Origin of the sequence: Amycolatopsis silviterrae, from assembly GCF_042684085.1 — a bacterium.
GTDB lineage: Bacteria > Actinomycetota > Actinomycetes > Mycobacteriales > Pseudonocardiaceae > Amycolatopsis > Amycolatopsis silviterrae.
This window is the reverse complement of the sequence record NZ_JBHUKS010000023.1, coordinates 385,585-400,728: the sequence shown is the minus strand read 5'-3', so window position 1 is coordinate 400,728 and position 15,144 is coordinate 385,585. Positions and strand designations below refer to the sequence as shown.

The 15,144-nt window shown below is 68.4% G+C and carries 14 protein-coding genes; 6 read left to right on the top strand and 8 right to left on the bottom strand.

Annotated features, from left to right (window positions below; all coding sequences use genetic code 11):
• Nucleotides 1–223: 223 nt before the first annotated feature.
• The gene (locus ACFSVL_RS30260; protein WP_378308956.1) at nt 224–1,210 is read left to right on the top strand and encodes a hypothetical protein; all 987 of its coding nucleotides are present in this window, start codon (nt 224–226) and stop codon (nt 1,208–1,210) included.
• Nucleotides 1,211–1,214: 4 nt separating this feature from the next.
• On the opposite strand, the gene ACFSVL_RS30255 is transcribed toward ACFSVL_RS30260, so the two are convergent.
• Nucleotides 1,215–1,805, bottom strand: a complete 591-nt coding sequence (locus ACFSVL_RS30255; RefSeq protein ID WP_378308955.1) for a PIN domain-containing protein — start codon at nt 1,803–1,805, stop codon at nt 1,215–1,217.
• Nucleotides 1,806–1,862: 57 nt separating this feature from the next.
• On the bottom strand, nt 1,863–2,288 hold the full coding sequence (locus tag ACFSVL_RS30250) for a helix-turn-helix domain-containing protein (protein ID WP_378308954.1): 426 nt from the start codon (nt 2,286–2,288) through the stop codon (nt 1,863–1,865).
• A 132-nt stretch (nt 2,289–2,420) separates the two neighbouring features.
• On the opposite strand from ACFSVL_RS30250, the gene ACFSVL_RS30245 reads away from it, so the two are divergent.
• Nucleotides 2,421–4,133: an Hsp70 family protein gene (locus ACFSVL_RS30245; RefSeq protein ID WP_378308953.1), complete on the top strand. Its 1,713-nt coding sequence runs from the start codon at nt 2,421–2,423 to the stop codon at nt 4,131–4,133.
• 4 nt (nt 4,134–4,137) lie between these two features.
• Here the strand turns inward: ACFSVL_RS30245 and pcp are convergent, their stop codons facing one another.
• Both pcp and ACFSVL_RS30235 read right to left on the bottom strand, forming a co-directional pair.
• Nucleotides 4,138–4,743 (bottom strand): pyroglutamyl-peptidase I, encoded by a 606-nt coding sequence (gene pcp, locus ACFSVL_RS30240; RefSeq protein WP_378308952.1) that lies wholly within the window; start codon nt 4,741–4,743, stop codon nt 4,138–4,140.
• Entirely contained in the window at nt 4,740–6,182 is a 1,443-nt protein-coding gene (locus ACFSVL_RS30235) for a M1 family metallopeptidase (protein WP_378308951.1), read from the bottom strand. The genes pcp and ACFSVL_RS30235 overlap by 4 nt, the downstream gene beginning before the upstream one ends.
• 145 nt (nt 6,183–6,327) lie before the next feature.
• On the opposite strand from ACFSVL_RS30235, the gene ACFSVL_RS30230 reads away from it, so the two are divergent.
• A complete protein-coding gene (locus ACFSVL_RS30230; RefSeq protein ID WP_378308950.1) occupies nt 6,328–9,498 on the top strand; it encodes a BTAD domain-containing putative transcriptional regulator in 3,171 nt (1,056 codons plus the stop codon).
• Nucleotides 9,499–9,586: 88 nt separating this feature from the next.
• Nucleotides 9,587–10,600: an amidohydrolase family protein gene (locus ACFSVL_RS30225; protein ID WP_378308949.1), complete on the top strand. Its 1,014-nt coding sequence runs from the start codon at nt 9,587–9,589 to the stop codon at nt 10,598–10,600.
• An 81-nt stretch (nt 10,601–10,681) separates the two neighbouring features.
• On the opposite strand, the gene ACFSVL_RS30220 is transcribed toward ACFSVL_RS30225, so the two are convergent.
• Together ACFSVL_RS30220 and ACFSVL_RS30215 are read right to left on the bottom strand one after the other, a co-directional pair.
• A complete protein-coding gene (locus tag ACFSVL_RS30220; RefSeq protein WP_378308948.1) occupies nt 10,682–11,488 on the bottom strand; it encodes an ABC transporter permease in 807 nt (268 codons plus the stop codon).
• Entirely contained in the window at nt 11,485–12,462 is a 978-nt protein-coding gene (locus ACFSVL_RS30215; protein ID WP_378308947.1) for an ATP-binding cassette domain-containing protein, read from the bottom strand. Before ACFSVL_RS30215 ends, ACFSVL_RS30220 begins: the two co-directional genes overlap by 4 nt.
• Before the next feature lie 109 nt (nt 12,463–12,571).
• On the opposite strand from ACFSVL_RS30215, the gene ACFSVL_RS30210 reads away from it, so the two are divergent.
• Together ACFSVL_RS30210 and ACFSVL_RS30205 are read left to right on the top strand one after the other, a co-directional pair.
• Nucleotides 12,572–13,522 carry an endonuclease/exonuclease/phosphatase family protein gene (locus ACFSVL_RS30210; RefSeq protein WP_378308946.1) on the top strand — a complete coding sequence of 317 codons (951 nt, stop codon included), beginning with the start codon at nt 12,572–12,574 and terminating at the stop codon, nt 13,520–13,522.
• Nucleotides 13,519–13,953, top strand: coding sequence for an acetyltransferase (locus ACFSVL_RS30205; RefSeq protein WP_378308945.1), 435 nt, complete (start codon nt 13,519–13,521; stop codon nt 13,951–13,953). The genes ACFSVL_RS30210 and ACFSVL_RS30205 overlap by 4 nt, the downstream gene beginning before the upstream one ends.
• Here the strand turns inward: ACFSVL_RS30205 and ACFSVL_RS30200 are convergent.
• Entirely contained in the window at nt 13,940–14,740 is an 801-nt protein-coding gene (locus tag ACFSVL_RS30200) for an SIR2 family NAD-dependent protein deacylase (RefSeq protein WP_378308944.1), read from the bottom strand. The genes ACFSVL_RS30205 and ACFSVL_RS30200 overlap by 14 nt on opposite strands.
• Complete coding sequence (locus ACFSVL_RS30195) at nt 14,733–15,041, bottom strand: antibiotic biosynthesis monooxygenase family protein (RefSeq protein WP_378308943.1); 309 nt, start codon at nt 15,039–15,041, stop codon at nt 14,733–14,735. Before ACFSVL_RS30195 ends, ACFSVL_RS30200 begins: the two co-directional genes overlap by 8 nt.
• Nucleotides 15,042–15,144: the final 103 nt, after the last annotated feature.

The following is a 15,144-nucleotide window of genomic DNA, read 5'->3' as shown; positions in this document are numbered from 1 at the left end:
GGGCAGATCATCGTGGTCGACGTCGAGGGCTGGAGCGGCAACACCGACGACCGCGACGACGAGGCGCACTTCACCTTCCGCGGGGAGAAGCGTCCGTCCTCGGTTCCCGACGCTCCGCCGGTGAGCATCGGAGCCGCCGAAAACGGCGAGTCCGAGAACGAGTGATCTAACGGCGAAAAGGGCGGCTCCCCACGGGGGCCGCCCTTTTCTCTATTGTCGGGGTATGGGGTCTTCCAGGATTTCGCGGCATACCGCGGCGAGTACCGCACTTTCCCTCCTGAGCGACCGTCAGCTCACCGAGCGGCTGGAGTCCGCCGAGGTGCTGTCCACGGGAATCGGAGGCACGGGCGCCCGGCTGGACGTCGACGGGATTCCGGTGTTCGCGAAGCGGGTGCCGCTCACCGAGCTGGAGCGGCAACATCCGCATTCGACGGCGAATCTCTATGACCTGCCGGTCTTTTGCCATTACGGCCTTGGTTCGCCGGAGGGCTCGGCGTGGCGTGAGCTGGCGCTGCACGTGATGGCGAACGGGTGGGTGCTCGGCGGTGAATGCGCGAACTTCCCGCTGCTGCACCATTGGCGAGTGCTGCCGATTCCGGCGGGCCGGGTGCCGGACCGCCCGCTGGAGGAGGATGTCGAGTATTGGGGCGGTTCAGCGGCAGTCCGCCGACGTCTCACGGAAGTGCAGGACGCGTCGGCGAGTGTGGTGCTGTTCTGCGAGTACTTTCCGACTAATGTGCACCGCTGGCTGCCTGACCATTTGGACCAGGCGGAACGGGTGGCTTCGCAGACCGCCGAGACGATCGATTTCCTTCGGGCGCAAGGGGTTCTGCACTTCGACAACCACTTCGAGAACTTCCTGACCGACGGCGATCGGTTTGTGCTGACCGATTTCGGCCTCGCGTTCGCGCGGCGCTTCGATCTGACTGAGGCGGAGTTGGCGTTCGCTGAGCTGAATGCGGAGCATGACCGGGCTTACAGGTCGATGTATTTGGTGAACTGGCTGGTGACCGAGGTGTGCGGGACGTGGGACCGCGACAGCCGGCTTGCTGCGGTGCGGCAGGCGGCAGCTGGGGAGCTGGAGTTGCCTTCGCCGATCGCTGAGGTGGTGGCGCGGCATGCGGCGGTGGCGGTGGCGATGAACGACTTCCGGACGGGGCTTCTGGAGGACCGGGAGACGCCTTTTCCGGCGGCGGTTTTCGCTGGGTAGGTGGTTAGTCGGCTAGCGCGATCTCGCGGCAGCGCCCGGTGATTCGGTCGGCGAAGGCAGGGCAGTCGGATTTCACCAGTGCGCCAGCGAAATCCAGGTGTGCTCGGCCGAGGCTGGAGAAGTGCTGGATTTGCCTGCGCAGGGTGGCTCGGATCAAGCTCGGCGACGAATCGTCCACGAGCAGGAAGAATTCGTCCGGGGTGTAGATCTCGTAATCGAGCGTGTCCCGTACTGCCGTCGGGAGGTCGGTGAACCCGCGATCAAAGCTGACGACGCAGTCCATCGCTCCGGCGACCGCGGCCGCGTGAATGTGCCGGTCGAACGGGTCGGTCAGCGCGACAGCGTCCTGCCCGGACGGGTATTCGTCGATTCGGCCGTCCATCGTGCCAGCGATCGCGTCGCGGATCTTGGTGATCTCGGTTCCGGTGAGTCCGGGATTGCGCCTGCGGATGCTCTGGATGGTCTCGGCAAGAATGTCTTCGGTGTAGAAGACGCGGAACATGCTTGCGTTTCCCGTGTCCTTGAGCAGGAGCAGCCAGTCTCGGAGCGTTCTGGCGTGCAGGACGTTGGCATCGGGAAGCACGCGAGTGGGCATCGCACAACGATACGAGGGCGGAAAGTCCGCGCCGTCGCCCCTCCTGTTCGATTCTGACTATTCGATGCCGAGTTCGTCTTCGATCGCGAGCAATTCGTTCAGCGCGTCTCGTTGCTTGCGCAGTCTTTCCCGGCGGAAGGCCAGAACGTCGTCCCGGCGGAGTTTGGTGTGGCTGCCGGTTCGGGTGCTCGGCAGGTCGCCTGCTCGGACGTGTTTCATCAGCGTGGTCCTGGAGATGCCGAGCAGGTCCGCGGCCACCGTCGTGGTGATGACCTCCGGCATCGCGCCGACGGTCACCGTTCCTCCCTCGGCGACGATATCGATGATCTGGCGGAGCAGTTCGCGGATCTCGCCGCCCAGTTCGACGCCGTCGAGCGTGACCTGGCCGTCTGCTTCGGCGATCAGCTCCGCGGCGGCGTGGGCTTCCTGCTGCGCTCGCGGCGTCGCGAACAGCGACTCACGTGCGGTGGTCTTCGGCGTCATGGTCTCTCCGCTCGCGGCTAGTGGCGTGCTCAAGTGTGCCTTGGTGGCACTTGAGTTGGCAAGTTGATTTCAGTTATATCTGTCACCCGCTTCCGTGAGACCATGCGATGGGGCCTTGGGGAGGGGAGCTGCGTGGACGTCCTGTCGATCGACTTCGGTACTTCCAGCACGGTTGGCGTCTTGGCGGCCTTTGGGCGGGGACCGCGGGCGATTGAGGTGGACGGGTCGGTCACCATGTCTTCCGCGGTTTACGCGGAGGACGACGGGCGGCTCGTCGTCGGGCAGGATGCGGAGCGGCGGGCTCGGCTGGATCCCAGCCGGTTCGAGCCGAATCCCAAGCGGCGGGTTGACGACGGTGAGCTGCTGCTCGGGGATCGGTCCGTGCCGGTCGTCGACGCGTTCGCCGCGGTGTTGCGGCGGATGGGCGAGGAGGCCGAGCGGCAGCTGTCCGGCGTTCCCGGCGAGGTGCGGCTGGCGTATCCGGCTGGGTGGGGTGCGCAGCGGCAGCAGACGCTCCGGGCGGCGGCGGGGAAAGCCGGGTTCGGGCAGGTGCGGCTGGTGCCGGAGCCGGTCGCGGCGGCCGCGCATTACGCGACTCTGCGCGAGCACGGGGCACCTAGCGGGCCGATCGCGGTGTACGACCTTGGTGCGGGCACGTTTGACTGTGCGGTGGTCGGGGCCGGTACTACGGTGCTGGCTGAGGACGGGTTGCCGGATCTTGGCAGCTTAGACATTGACCAGGCGTTGCTAGTCCATATTGGACGGTCGGTGTCGCACGCGGATCCGGCACAGTGGCAACGGCTTCTGCGTCCGCAGACGACCAGCGATCGACGGCTACAGCGGGTTTTGCTCCAGGACGTCCGCGACGCCAAGGAGAGTCTGTCCCGGCACGCGCACACTGAGGTGCCGATGCCGGATCCGTTCGGCGACGTTCTCGTGACCCGTGCCGAGCTGGAAGCGTTGGTGCGGCCGAATTTGCTGCGCAGCGCGGAAATGCTCGCGGCGACGATCTCGCGGGCTGGGCTGACGCCGGAGCGGCTTGGCGGGGTGTATCTGGTCGGCGGGCCCAGCCGGATGCCGTTGCTGGCGTCGCTGGTCGGGTCGACGCTCGGGGTGGTGCCGACTACTGAAGATCAGCCGGAGACGGCGGTCGCGTTCGGGTTGCATCACGTGCCGGTCGCGCCAAAAGCGGTGCCACAAGCACCCTGGCCACCGCGTCAGTGGAAGCCCGCCCCGATGCCGCCAGCGGGATGGCCGCAGCCGCCTCGGAAGAAGTCTCGTAAGCCGGTCGTCATTGGCGCTATTGCCTTGGCCGTGCTCGTTGTCGCCGGGATTGTGATTGCCGTGGTGGCCAGTCGGGGCGAGGACAAGAACGTGCCGCCCGTATCGAGCCAAGAAGCCTGCGTCGGCTCGAAACCGGCGCTGCCTGGCGAAAACGGGCTCACCAAGTGCATTCGCCGGCTGGCTGGGCCGAGCATTCAGACCCGCGCGACCTGTTCGGACGATCCTGAGCTGGCGAAAGCCTTGGGGGCACAACGAACCGCGCTGTGCCGGTTTCCGGACAAGACCACCGTCGCGTTTCATGAGGGGCTCACGCTCGCCCAGGTCGAGCCGGGGGCGCGCAAGGACATGACCGGTCGCGTCGAGACGGACACCTGGCGCACCCGCACCGGGCTGAGCGGGCGTTACGTCGCGGGGGTCGGGCCGAAGCTGGGGCTGCTGATTTACCAGGCCGACGGCATCCCGGTGGTCGGCACGGTGATGGACACCAGCCCGTCGCACACGAACCGCAAGCCGCGGGATTTGGTCCAGTTTTTCGAGCAGACCGTCCAGCCTGGCGAATAGCAGCTCAGTGCAGGGTGCCAGCCGAGGTGGACACGTCCTGATGCACGGTCAGCGCGGTGTCTACCACGATCTCCAGCGCCCGCGCGGTCGAGTCGAGCGGCAGCCGGGACTCCTCGGGCACGTGCACGAAACCGCCGCGCAGTCCGGGAAACTCCGTGGCGATCAGGTGCAGCAGGCCGTAGAAGACTTGATTGCACACATACGTCCCGGCGGTGTACGACACTGCCGCGGGCAGACCGGCCGACTCGATCGCGGCGACCGTCGCTTTCACCGGCAGCGTGGTGAAGTACGCGGACGGGCCGCCCGGAACCACCGGCACGTCGACCGGCTGCGTGCCGGCGTTGTCCGGGATCCGGGCGTCGATCAGGTTGATCGCCACCCGCTCCGGCGTGACCTGGTCACGTCCGCCCGCCAAACCGGCGCACACGACCAGCTCCGGCTGATGTTCGGCAATCGCGGCCCGCAGCGCCGGCAGCGACGCGTCGAACTCGCACGGCAGCTCTACCGCCACCGTGTCCGTCCGCCGCGCCGCCGCCAGCGAAGCTGCCTGCCACGAGGGGTTCGTCGCCGCTCCGTCGAACGGCGCGAACCCCGTCAGCAGAACCGTCATCCGGCGGCCGGCTTCAGGTCGCCCGGGTACAGGAACTCGTCCGACGGCTTGCCGTTGCCGTAGATCCACGCGTCGAAGAAGCCCTGCAGGTCCATATTGGACACCTTCTCACAGTACTGCTGGAACTCCTGCATGCTGGCATTCCCGTCGTGGTGCACGGAGTTCCAGGTCTTCAGCACCTGGTCGAACGCCGCCTGTCCCATGTACTTGCTGAGCGCGTGCAGCATGACCGGGCCCTTGGAGTACACGTAGGTGAACTCGTGGCCGGGGCCCATGTCGTACAGCTTGCCCGCCCAGAACTGGTCGCTGGCTTGCGCGACCTCGTTGAGGTAGGTGGTGTCGAGGTCCTCGCCGTTCTTCTGCGCCCACAGCCAGGTCGCGTAGGACGCGAAGCATTCGTTGAGGCACACGTCCTTCCAGTGGTCGACGGCAACCGTGTCGCCCCACCACTGGTGTGCGTTCTCGTGCACGATCGTGCCGATGTTGCCCGCGCGGCCGGAGTAGATCGGCCGGCTCATCGTCTCGAGCGAGAACCCGATCGGCTCAGTCAGGTAGATGCCGCCCGCGGCGTCCACCGGGTACTTGCCGAACTTCGACTCGAGGAAGTCGATGACCTCCGGCAACTGGGCGTCCGCCTGCTTCGTGGCGTCCGTGGTGCCCGGGGCGTACGCGCTGACGATCGGGGTGCCGTCCGCGCGCTGGCGCTTGTTGAAGGTCCACTTGTCGATCGCGACCGTGGTCATGTACGGCGCGGTGGGGGTCTCCTCCGCCCACACGTGCGTGGTGCCAGCCCGCGTCCGGTACTTGCCGACCTCGCGGCCGTTGGCGATCACGCCCCATTCGTTCGGGACGGTGATCGACAGCCGGAACTTGGCCTTGTTGCGCGGGGTGTCGTTGACCGGGTACCAGGTGGTGGCCGACTTGGGCTCGCCTGCCGCGAACGCGCCACCGGACTTGGTGAACTGCCAGCCGTTCTTGCCGAGGCTCGGGTCGTTGATCGGGGCCGGAACGCCGTGGTAGGCGACCTCGGTGGTGAACGGCAGACCCTTCCACAGCGGGGACCTCGGCGTGATCACGAGTTCGTGGTCGCCGGTGCGCGTGAACTTCGCGGGTACGCCATTGACCTTGACCGAGTCGACGGTGAGCCCGCGCAGGTCGAGGTCGAACGAGCTGAGCGACTGGGTCGCCTTCGCGTGGACCGTCTGGAGGCCGATGAGCTGGTGGGTGTTCGGTGCGTAGTTGACCTTGAGGTCGTAGTCGGAGACCTCGTACCCGCCGTTGCCGTCCTGGGGGTAGTAGCTGTCTCCGGCACCGTCCGAACCGGGCTTCGGCTGATCCCAGCCGTTCTGTCCGGCCGACGCGATTCCCGTGCCGAGCGTCAATGCGGTGAGGGTGGCTGCGACGGTCACTGCCGGGCGACGCCAGCGGTGCAGTGTCATGGGCGCTCCTGTGTCTGCGGGTGAATCCTCCGCAACGTAGCGCCGAGAAGCCATGCAGTAACCGGTAGGCGGCAGAATGTCCCGAAAGTCCACACTTCCGTCGGGCCCCGACACGGCCGGGTCTTCGTCTGGAAAGCTGGACCGTATGCGCCTCGCGCTACTGGGCCCGCTGCGCGCGGAAGGGGAGGACGGCACGCCGATCGACATCGGCGGAGCCCGCCTTCGCATGCTCCTTTCCCGGCTCGCGCTCGACGCCGGTCGCGCGGTTCCCGCCGAGGCGCTGATCGACGGTCTGTGGGGTGCTGAACCCCCGGCCGACGCGGCCAACGCGCTCCAGTCGCTCGTCTCGCGGCTGCGTCGCGCGCTGCGGCCGGTGGGGGCCGAACTGGAGTCCGTCAACGGCGGTTACCGGCTTGTGGTGCCGCCGGAGGCAGTGGACATCCACCGGTTCGAGCAGCTGTCCGCGGAGGGCCGCCGGGAGCTTTCCGCTGGCCGGGACGGTACCGCCGCTGAAGCGCTCTCCGCCGCGCTCGCGTTGTGGCGCGGGGCGGCGCTCGCGGACGTGCTGGACGCGCCCTTCGCCGCCGCGCCCGCGACGCTGCTGGAGGAGCGGCGCACGGAGACCGCCGAGGACTGGTTCGAGGCTGAGTTGCGGCTGGGACGGCATGCGGACGTGCTCGCGGAACTCACCGCGGCGGCGCAAGCGCATCCGCTGCGGGAACGGTTGGCCGGCCTGCGAATCCGTGCGCTTTCCGCCGCCGGACGGCAGGCGGACGCACTCGCCGCGTACTCCGCGATCCGCACGACGCTGGCCGACGAACTGGGCGTGGACCCGTCGGCTGAGCTGCAGGAAGTGCATCTGCGTGCGCTGCGCGGCGAGTACACGCCGGTCGCCGCGGTGGCGGACCGGCTGCCGCAGCGGCTGACCAGCTTCATCGGCCGTACCGACGAGCTGAAACTGCTGGCTGAGCTGCTCGAAGGGGCCCGGCTGGTCACGCTCGTCGGCCCGGGCGGCGCGGGTAAGACGCGGCTCGCGACGGAAGCGGCTTCGCGTCATCCAGCACACTCGCGCGGCCTGGTGTGGTTCGTGCCGCTGGCTGGTGTTCGCGACGCTGAGGACGTGTTGTCCGCGCTGCTCAACGCGTTGGAGGTCCGCGATCTCCGTACCGCGGAGACCGACGCGCGGCGGCGGCAGATCGACCCCTTCGAGCATGCGGTGGAAGCGCTCGGCGGCGGGGAAGCGTTGCTGGTGCTGGACAACTGCGAGCACGTCGTGGACACCGCGGCGGAGCTGGCCGAGAACCTGCTGCGCCGGCTGCCAGGGCTGCGGGTGCTCGCCACGAGCCGCGAACCGCTGGCGATCACCGGGGAAGCGTTGTGCCCGCTCGGTCCGCTGCCGGTGCCGGACGAGGCCGCGCCGCCCGCGGACGTCGGCACGCTCGATTCCGTCCGGTTGTTCCTCGACCGGGCAATGGCGGTGCGGCCGGGTTTCCGGCTCGATGAGTCCACAGTGGACGCGGTGCGGCAGATCTGCCGCCGGCTCGACGGCATGCCGCTCGCACTGGAACTGGCTGCCGCGCGGCTGCGGTCGATGACCGCCGAACAGATCGCCGAACGCCTCGACGACCGGTTCCGGCTGCTCACCTCCGGCAGCCGGACGGCGTTGCCTCGGCAGCGCACGCTGCGTGCCGTGGTGGAGTGGAGCTGGGATCTGCTGAGCGACGCCGAGGTCCGGCTCGCCCGCAGGCTCGCGGTGTTCGCGGCGAGTTTTTCCGAGGAGGCGGTGGAAAACGTCTGCGCGGACGACGAGCTGGCCACTGACGACATCGTGTACGTATTGGGTTCGCTGGTCGAGAAGTCCATTGTGGACGTAGTGGGCCTGCGGTACCGGCTGCTGGAAACCCTGCGCGTCTACGCGAGCGAGCGGCTCGTCGAATCCGGCGAGCGGGAGCGGATGCGGGAGGCGATGGTCGCGTATTACGCGGAACTGGCTGCCCGCAACGAACCGCTGCTGCGCGGCCGGGATCAGCTCGACGCGATCGACGTCTACGAGCACGACAGCGACAACTTCACCTCCGCGCTGCGGGCGGCGATCGAGTCCGGCTCGGCGGAAGCCGCGGCCCAGCTGCTGTTCGGGCTGTTCTGGTACCTCAACATCGTCGGCCAGAACGAACGGGCCGTGCAGTTTGTCGACGAGGTGCTCGAACTGGGCGACGACCTCTCGCCGGACAAGCTGGCGAGCTTGCGGCTGATCCAGGTGCTGATGCGGGTCATGGCCGGTCCGCACGACAAGGTGAACGTGTCCGAACTGGTCAACGAATGCGTGCGGACCGGTGCGGCGGAACGGAATCCGTGGTTGTGGGTCGGGTTGCCGATAGTGGCTTACCTCAGCGGCGAGCGGGACCTGGCGAAGCGTGAGATCCGCCGGGCGATCGAACGGGACGACGTCTGGGGCCGCGCCGCCGGACGCTGGGCGGAGAGTTTCGTCCTCGGCGACATGGGCGACCTCGAAGGCGCGGACCGGGCGCGGGACCTCGCCCACCAGGGCTTCTCCGAGGTCGGCGACCGCTGGGGCCTCGGCATGACGTACGGCTTCCGGGCCGCGGCGCAATCGCAGTCCGGCGACCACGAGGCGGCGATCGCGGGATACACCGAGGGCCTGCGGCTGGTGATGGAGCTGCGGTCACGCGACGACATCGTGCAGCAATGGTGGCGGCTAGCCGTCGAGCGTTCGCGCGCCGGCGACCAGGCAGGCGCGTGGCGGGACATGGAAGCCGCGGAACGGTACGCGGCCGCCGGCACGAACAGCGGGCTGCGGTTGATCGTCCTGCTCGGCCGCACTGAGCTGCTGATCCGCGAGGGCAACTTGGCGGAGGCGCGCGAGGCGTACCGGGAAATGAAGTCGGCGCGGGCGGAGTGGCAGGCGCCCGAGGGCTTCGAGATGGAATGGTTCGGCGCGATCGAAGGTGGTTTGCTGCTCGCCGAAGGCCGCCCGGACGAGGCGGAACCGGCCGTGTTCGCGGTGATCGAGCAGACGGCCGGGCGCTTCGACATGCCGGATCTGGCGGGCGTGGTGGAGCTGCTGGCGCGGATCCGGTACGCGCAGGGCCAGCTGGAGTCGTCCGCGCGGCTGCTGGCACTGAGCGCGGTGGTGCGCGGACGGTTCGACCTCGGGAGCCCGGAGGTGCGGGGCCTGATCGAGAGCCTGACCACGGAGCTTGGCGCGGAACGGTATGAGGCGCTCGTCGCCGAAACCTTGAAGACAGACCGGGTCGCGGCGATCGAGGCCGTTCGGGCGGAGGGGGCCCGCGAGTAGTCGTTATCGGCGATAAGCAAGTCTTGCTTCCATCGATGTTTTCAGTGATACGCTTCGGGAGGTATCACTGGAAACACCAGGAGCTGTCATGCGCATCGTCGCCCTTGAAGAACACGTGGTCCTGCCCGTCCTGCGCGACGCTTGGGCGAAGGCGGGGCTCCGCCCGCACGGCTATCCCGACGACCACCCGGTCACTCAACGCCTGTACGACGTCGGCGAGAGACGTCTCGCCGACATGGACGAGCAGGGCATCGACGTCGCGGTGCTGTCCCTGTCCACGCCCGGCGTGCAGAACCTTCCGGCGGCCGACGCCGTGCCCGTCGCGCACGAGGCCAACGACGCGCTCGCCGAGATCGTCGCCGCCAACCCGTCGAGGTTCCAGGCCTTCGCCACCCTCCCGACGTCCTCGCCCGAAGCCGCCGCCGAGGAGCTGGAGCGCGCGGTCACCCTCGGCTTCCGCGGCGCGATGCTGTACGGCCGCACCGGCGACAAACTGGCTGACGCACCGGAGTTCGACGTCCTTTACGGAACCGCTGAACGACTCCGTGTCCCGTTGCATTTCCACCCGCAGGCTCCGGTAAAGGCGGTCCAGGACGCGTACTACTCGGGGCTGCCGGGCGGCGTCGGCGCGGCGCTGGCGACCGCCGGGCTCGGCTGGTACTACGACCTCGGCGTGCAGTACCTGCGGATGATCTTCTCCGGAGTGTTCGACCGGCATCCCGAACTGCAGGTGATCGCCGGGCACTGGGGCGAGGTGGTTTTGTTCTATCTCGACCACGTCGGCTTCCTGCGGGAGATGGCCGGGCTGCGGCAGCCGTTGGCGGACTACTTCCGCCGGAACTTCTGGATCGCGGGCAGCGGCACGGTCAGCGAGCGTTATCTGCGGTGGGCGGCGGAGGTGGTCGGGACCGAGCGGATGCTCTACTCGACGGACTATCCGTACACCTTCGGCACTCGGCCTGGTGGTTTTCCTTACCTGGACACGAGCGGCGGGGTTGCGCGGTCGTTTCTGGAGAAGGCGCCGTTCAGCGAGGAGGAGAAGGTCGCCATCGGTTCAGGCAACTGGGAGCGGCTGACCGGTCATCTTGCCGTCAGCCACTAAAAAAGTGAGTGTCTGTGCCCGGCTGTGGAACCCGGACACAGACACTCACCCACAGCGCCCACACCCCCGTGAAGGACGCCCTCAGACCCGCTTGCGGTAGGCCCACGTCGCGAGCGGGAAGAACACCACGACCGCACCGGCCATCCACGCCAGTGCGCCCAGCAGGGAGCCGCCGTATGCGACGCCGCCGTTGAGCAGGCCGCGCATCACGTCGGACATCAGGCTCACCGGGCTGATGTCCGCCCAGGCCTTGAGCCAGCCCGGCATCGTGGCCGTCGGGAGGAACACGTTGCTGCCGAAGGTCAGCGGCATGATGAAGACGAACATCAGGCCCTGCGCCGCGCCAGGCGATTTCATCAGCATTCCGACGAACACCGAACCCCAGCAGAAGCACAGGCCGAACGCGACCGCCAGCAGGATCGCGAGGACGAACTCCCCAGGACCGGTCTGCACGCGGAAGCCCATCACGGTCGCCACGACCAGCAGGACCGCCAGGCACACCACGTATCGCACGAGGTCCGCCAGCACCGCGCCCACCAACGGTGCCGAACGAGCGATCGGCATGGCACGGAAACGGTCGAAGACGCCCTTCGTGATGTCGGTGTTGAGCTGCGTGCCGACCGACAGCGACGCCTGCAGCACGTTCATCACGATCAGGCCCGGCACGAACGACTGCAGGTAGTTCTCGATCGAACCGCCCAGTGCGTTGCCGAACAGGTAGGTGAACATCAGCAGGAAGATGATCGGCATCAGCGTGACGTCGGCCAGCTGTTCCGGATTCTTGCGGATCTTCAGGATTCCCCGCCAGGCAAGCGAAAACGCGTGCTTCGCACCCTGGACCGGGCTGATGTGCCGGGGCGGGGCCGCCACGGCGGTCGCGGTGGTCACGAGCGGCTCCCTTCGAGTTCGCGTTCCGGCTTCGGTTCTTCGGCGGTGTGCCCGGTCAGCGCCAGGAACACCTCGTCGAGGCTGGGCAGTCGCAGCGCCAGTTCGTCCGAGGTGATGCCCGCCGAATCGAGGCGGCGCACCAGCGTGGACAGCAGCACCGGGTCGGACACCGGTGCGGTCAGCAGCCCGGTGGCGTCGTCGCGGACCGGCCGGACGCCGGTGAGTTCGGCCAGGATGCGGTCGACCTCGTCGAGGTCCCGCAGCGACGTCGGCCGTACCTGCAGCGTCTGCCCGCCGACCCGTCGCTTTAGCTCGTCGGCGCGGCCGTCGGCGACTACGTGGCCGTGGTCGAACACGGTGATCCGGTCGGCCAGCTGGTCGGCTTCCTCCAGGTACTGCGTGGTGAGCAGCACCGTCGCGCCGTCGGTGACGAGGCTGCGGACCACCGTCCACACCTCGTTGCGCGCGTGCGGGTCGAGCCCGGTGGTCGGCTCGTCCAGGTACAGCACCGCGGGACGGCCGACGAGGCTCGCCGCCAGGTCGAGCCTGCGCCGCATCCCGCCGGAATACGTGCGGATCGGCCGCTTGGCCGCGTCGGTCAGCTCGAACCGTTCCAGCAGTTCGGCCGCCCGTGCCCGCGCGTCGCCCCGGGACAGGTTCAGCAGCTTGCCGATCAGCACCAGGTTCTCGGTGCCGCTCAGGTCCTCGTCCACCGACGCGTACTGCCCGGTCAGCCCGATCAGGCTGCGCACCCGGACCGGGTCGCGGACCACGTCGTACCCCCCGACCGTGGCCCGCCCCGCGTCGGGTCTCAGCAGGGTGGCCAGGATGCGGACCGCGGTTGTCTTGCCCGCGCCGTTCGGCCCGAGCACCCCGACCACCTTCCCGAACGGGACCTCCAGGTCCACCCCGTCCAGCGCCTTCGTCTCCCCGAAATGCTTGACCAGGCCTTCCGCCTGGATCGCGTGCGACATGTCGCCTCCTCCTGTGTCGCTCCAGCACACAATGGACGGAGGCGCTGGCAGGACGCGCACACGGCGCTGACACGGACCTGTCAGCGGCTGCCCGGCATACTCTTCGATCATGGTGATGGAGGCGCGGACGCGAACCCGGCTGGTCACGGGCCTGTTCGTGCTGCTCGGGCTGCCGCTGCTGGCAGTGGCCGTGCTGCGCACGATCGGCTGGGACGGCTTCTGGTACCTGACCGCACTGCTCGCGCTGACGCCGTACGTCGTCATCTACGGCGTCCTGCTCGCCGCTCTCGCGTTGCTGCTGCGGCGGTGGTGGGTCGGCGGCGTCGCGCTGGTGCTGTCGGTGCTGCTGGCGGTGTACGTCGCGCCGCGGGTGGCGTCCGACGACCAGCCCGCGGCGAAGGGGAAGACGGTGCGCGTGCTCGCCGCCAACCTGTACCGGGGCCAGGCCGATCCGGCGGCGCTCGTGAAGTTGGTCCGGGAGCAGCGGGTCGACGTGCTGAACCTGCTGGAGATGACGCCGCTCGCGATGTCCGGGCTGGAGAAGGCCGGGCTGTTCCAGGCGCTGCCTTATCGCGTGATGCACCCGGCGTCCGGAGTGGACGGTTCCGGCATCGTGTCGCGGTATCCGCTCACCGAAGCGGACTACACCGGCGATTCGACCCAGAAACAGCCGAGCGCGGCGGCGGATCTCGGCGGCGGGGCGACGCTGGAGATCGTGGCGGCGCATCCGTTGTCGCCGGATGCGGGGTATCACCAGTGGGAGCAAGAGATGCGGGACCTGTCGCGCGCGATCGGGGAGCACGGCCTGCGCGTGGTGGCGGGCGATTTCAACGCGACCCTCGACCACGCCGCGCTGCGGACGGTGCTGTCCCGTGGCTATGTCGACGCGGCGGAGGCTCGCGGCGACGGACTGATCCCGACGTGGTCGACGGCGGCGGTCCCGCTCGTCCCGCTGGATCACGTGCTGGTGGATCGCCGCGTGGCGATCCGCGATTATCAAGTGCTCGATGTGCCCGGGAGCGATCACCGGGCGGTTTACGCGGAGGTGCAGTTGCCGTGACGATCTTGCGACCGAGCCGAGGGGAAGCGGAATACCCGCGGCTGCTGGAAGTCTGGCGCAGTGCGGTCGAGGCGACACACGACTTCCTGGCTCCGGCGGACGTCGAGTACTACGCCACGCGCATCCCGCACTACTTCCCGGCAGTGGACCTGACCGTGGCGGAGGTCGACGGAATCGCGGCGGGTTTCTCGGGAATCGCCGAGGGAAAGCTGGAAATGCTGTTCGTGCACGACGATTTCCGCGGTCGCGGGGTCGGGACGGCGTTGCTGCGCGCGGCGCTGGACCGGCACCCGGACCTCACCCTCGACGTGAACGAGCAGAACCCGAAGGCGGTCGGTTTCTATCTGCACCACGGGTTTGAGGTGGCCGGCCGCCAGGAGACCGATCCGGACGGCCGCCCGTTCCCCCTGCTGGAACTCAAACGAGCTTGACCAACGTCTCCAGCGCGCCGGCGGGAATCGATATCCCGCGCCCGTGCCGGATCCGCGGCTCGCGCGGATTGATCCGGATCAGCGCTCCCGTCGCCGCGCTGGCGAGTTCGGAATACCGTCGCACGGTCGGAACCGCCTGTCCCGCCCCGATTTCGACCACCACCGCGTCGCGATGCGCACGACGCCAGGCGGCCAGTTCGTCCAGCTGTTCCTGACTGCGGTCGGGCACCCAGTCGAAATCGCCGAACATCAGGATGTTCGGCCGGGCCAGACCGCCGCAGAGCGGACAGGACGGCAACGGCGGCCGGGCGCGCATCGTCGTCTCGTCCAGATCGATCGCGATGTCTGCGGGCCAGATTTCCCGCGAACACCCGGCCAGGCACTGCAGATGGTGGATCGACCCGTGCGCCTCGGCGACGTGCGGAAAGCCCGCCGCCTGGAACTGTCCGTCCACATTGGAGGTGAACACGCGCACGCCGCCCGGTTTCGCCTGACCGCACTCCAGCAGCAGACCGAATCCACGATGCGGCACCGTTTCCCGGTACAGCGCGAGCCGGTGCCCGTAGAAACCCCAGGCCAGCTCGGGGTCCGAAGCGAAATGCCGCGGGTCGGCCAGCTCCTCGAACCGCAGCCCGAGCCCGGCGTACGGCGGATACGCCCGCCAAAACCCTTCCCCGCTACGGAAATCGGGCAGGCCGGAGTCAACGCCCATCCCGGCGCCGGCGCACACGAGCAGCGCGCCGGCGTCCGAGATCAGCTCAGCGGCGCGGGAGAGTTCGTCACTCACCCGGCTTCGATGCCTGCACGACCTCGAATTCCAGCAGATTCGCGCCGGTCGACACCGGGTTCTTGCGCTCACCCGCGTGCGCCTCGCGCGACGGGCCCTTCGCCCAGGCCTGGTAGTGCTCCTCGGTTTCCCACTTCGTGTACACGAAGTACCGCTTCTCGCCCGCGACCGGGCGGAGCAGCTCGAAGCCGAGGAACCCTTCCTGGCTGTCGACGGAGTGCAGCCGCGCGGCGAAGCGCTTCTCCAGCTCCGGGCCGGCGCCTTCAGGGACCTCGATTGCGTTGATCTTGACCACTGCCATACGCCGAGTTTATTGCGCCGACTCCGTCGGCGCGTGCGGGATCGCGTCGGCGTCTGACGGAGCTGCGCACCCGGCCTGGGGGCCGTGCACGCAGCTCCGTCAG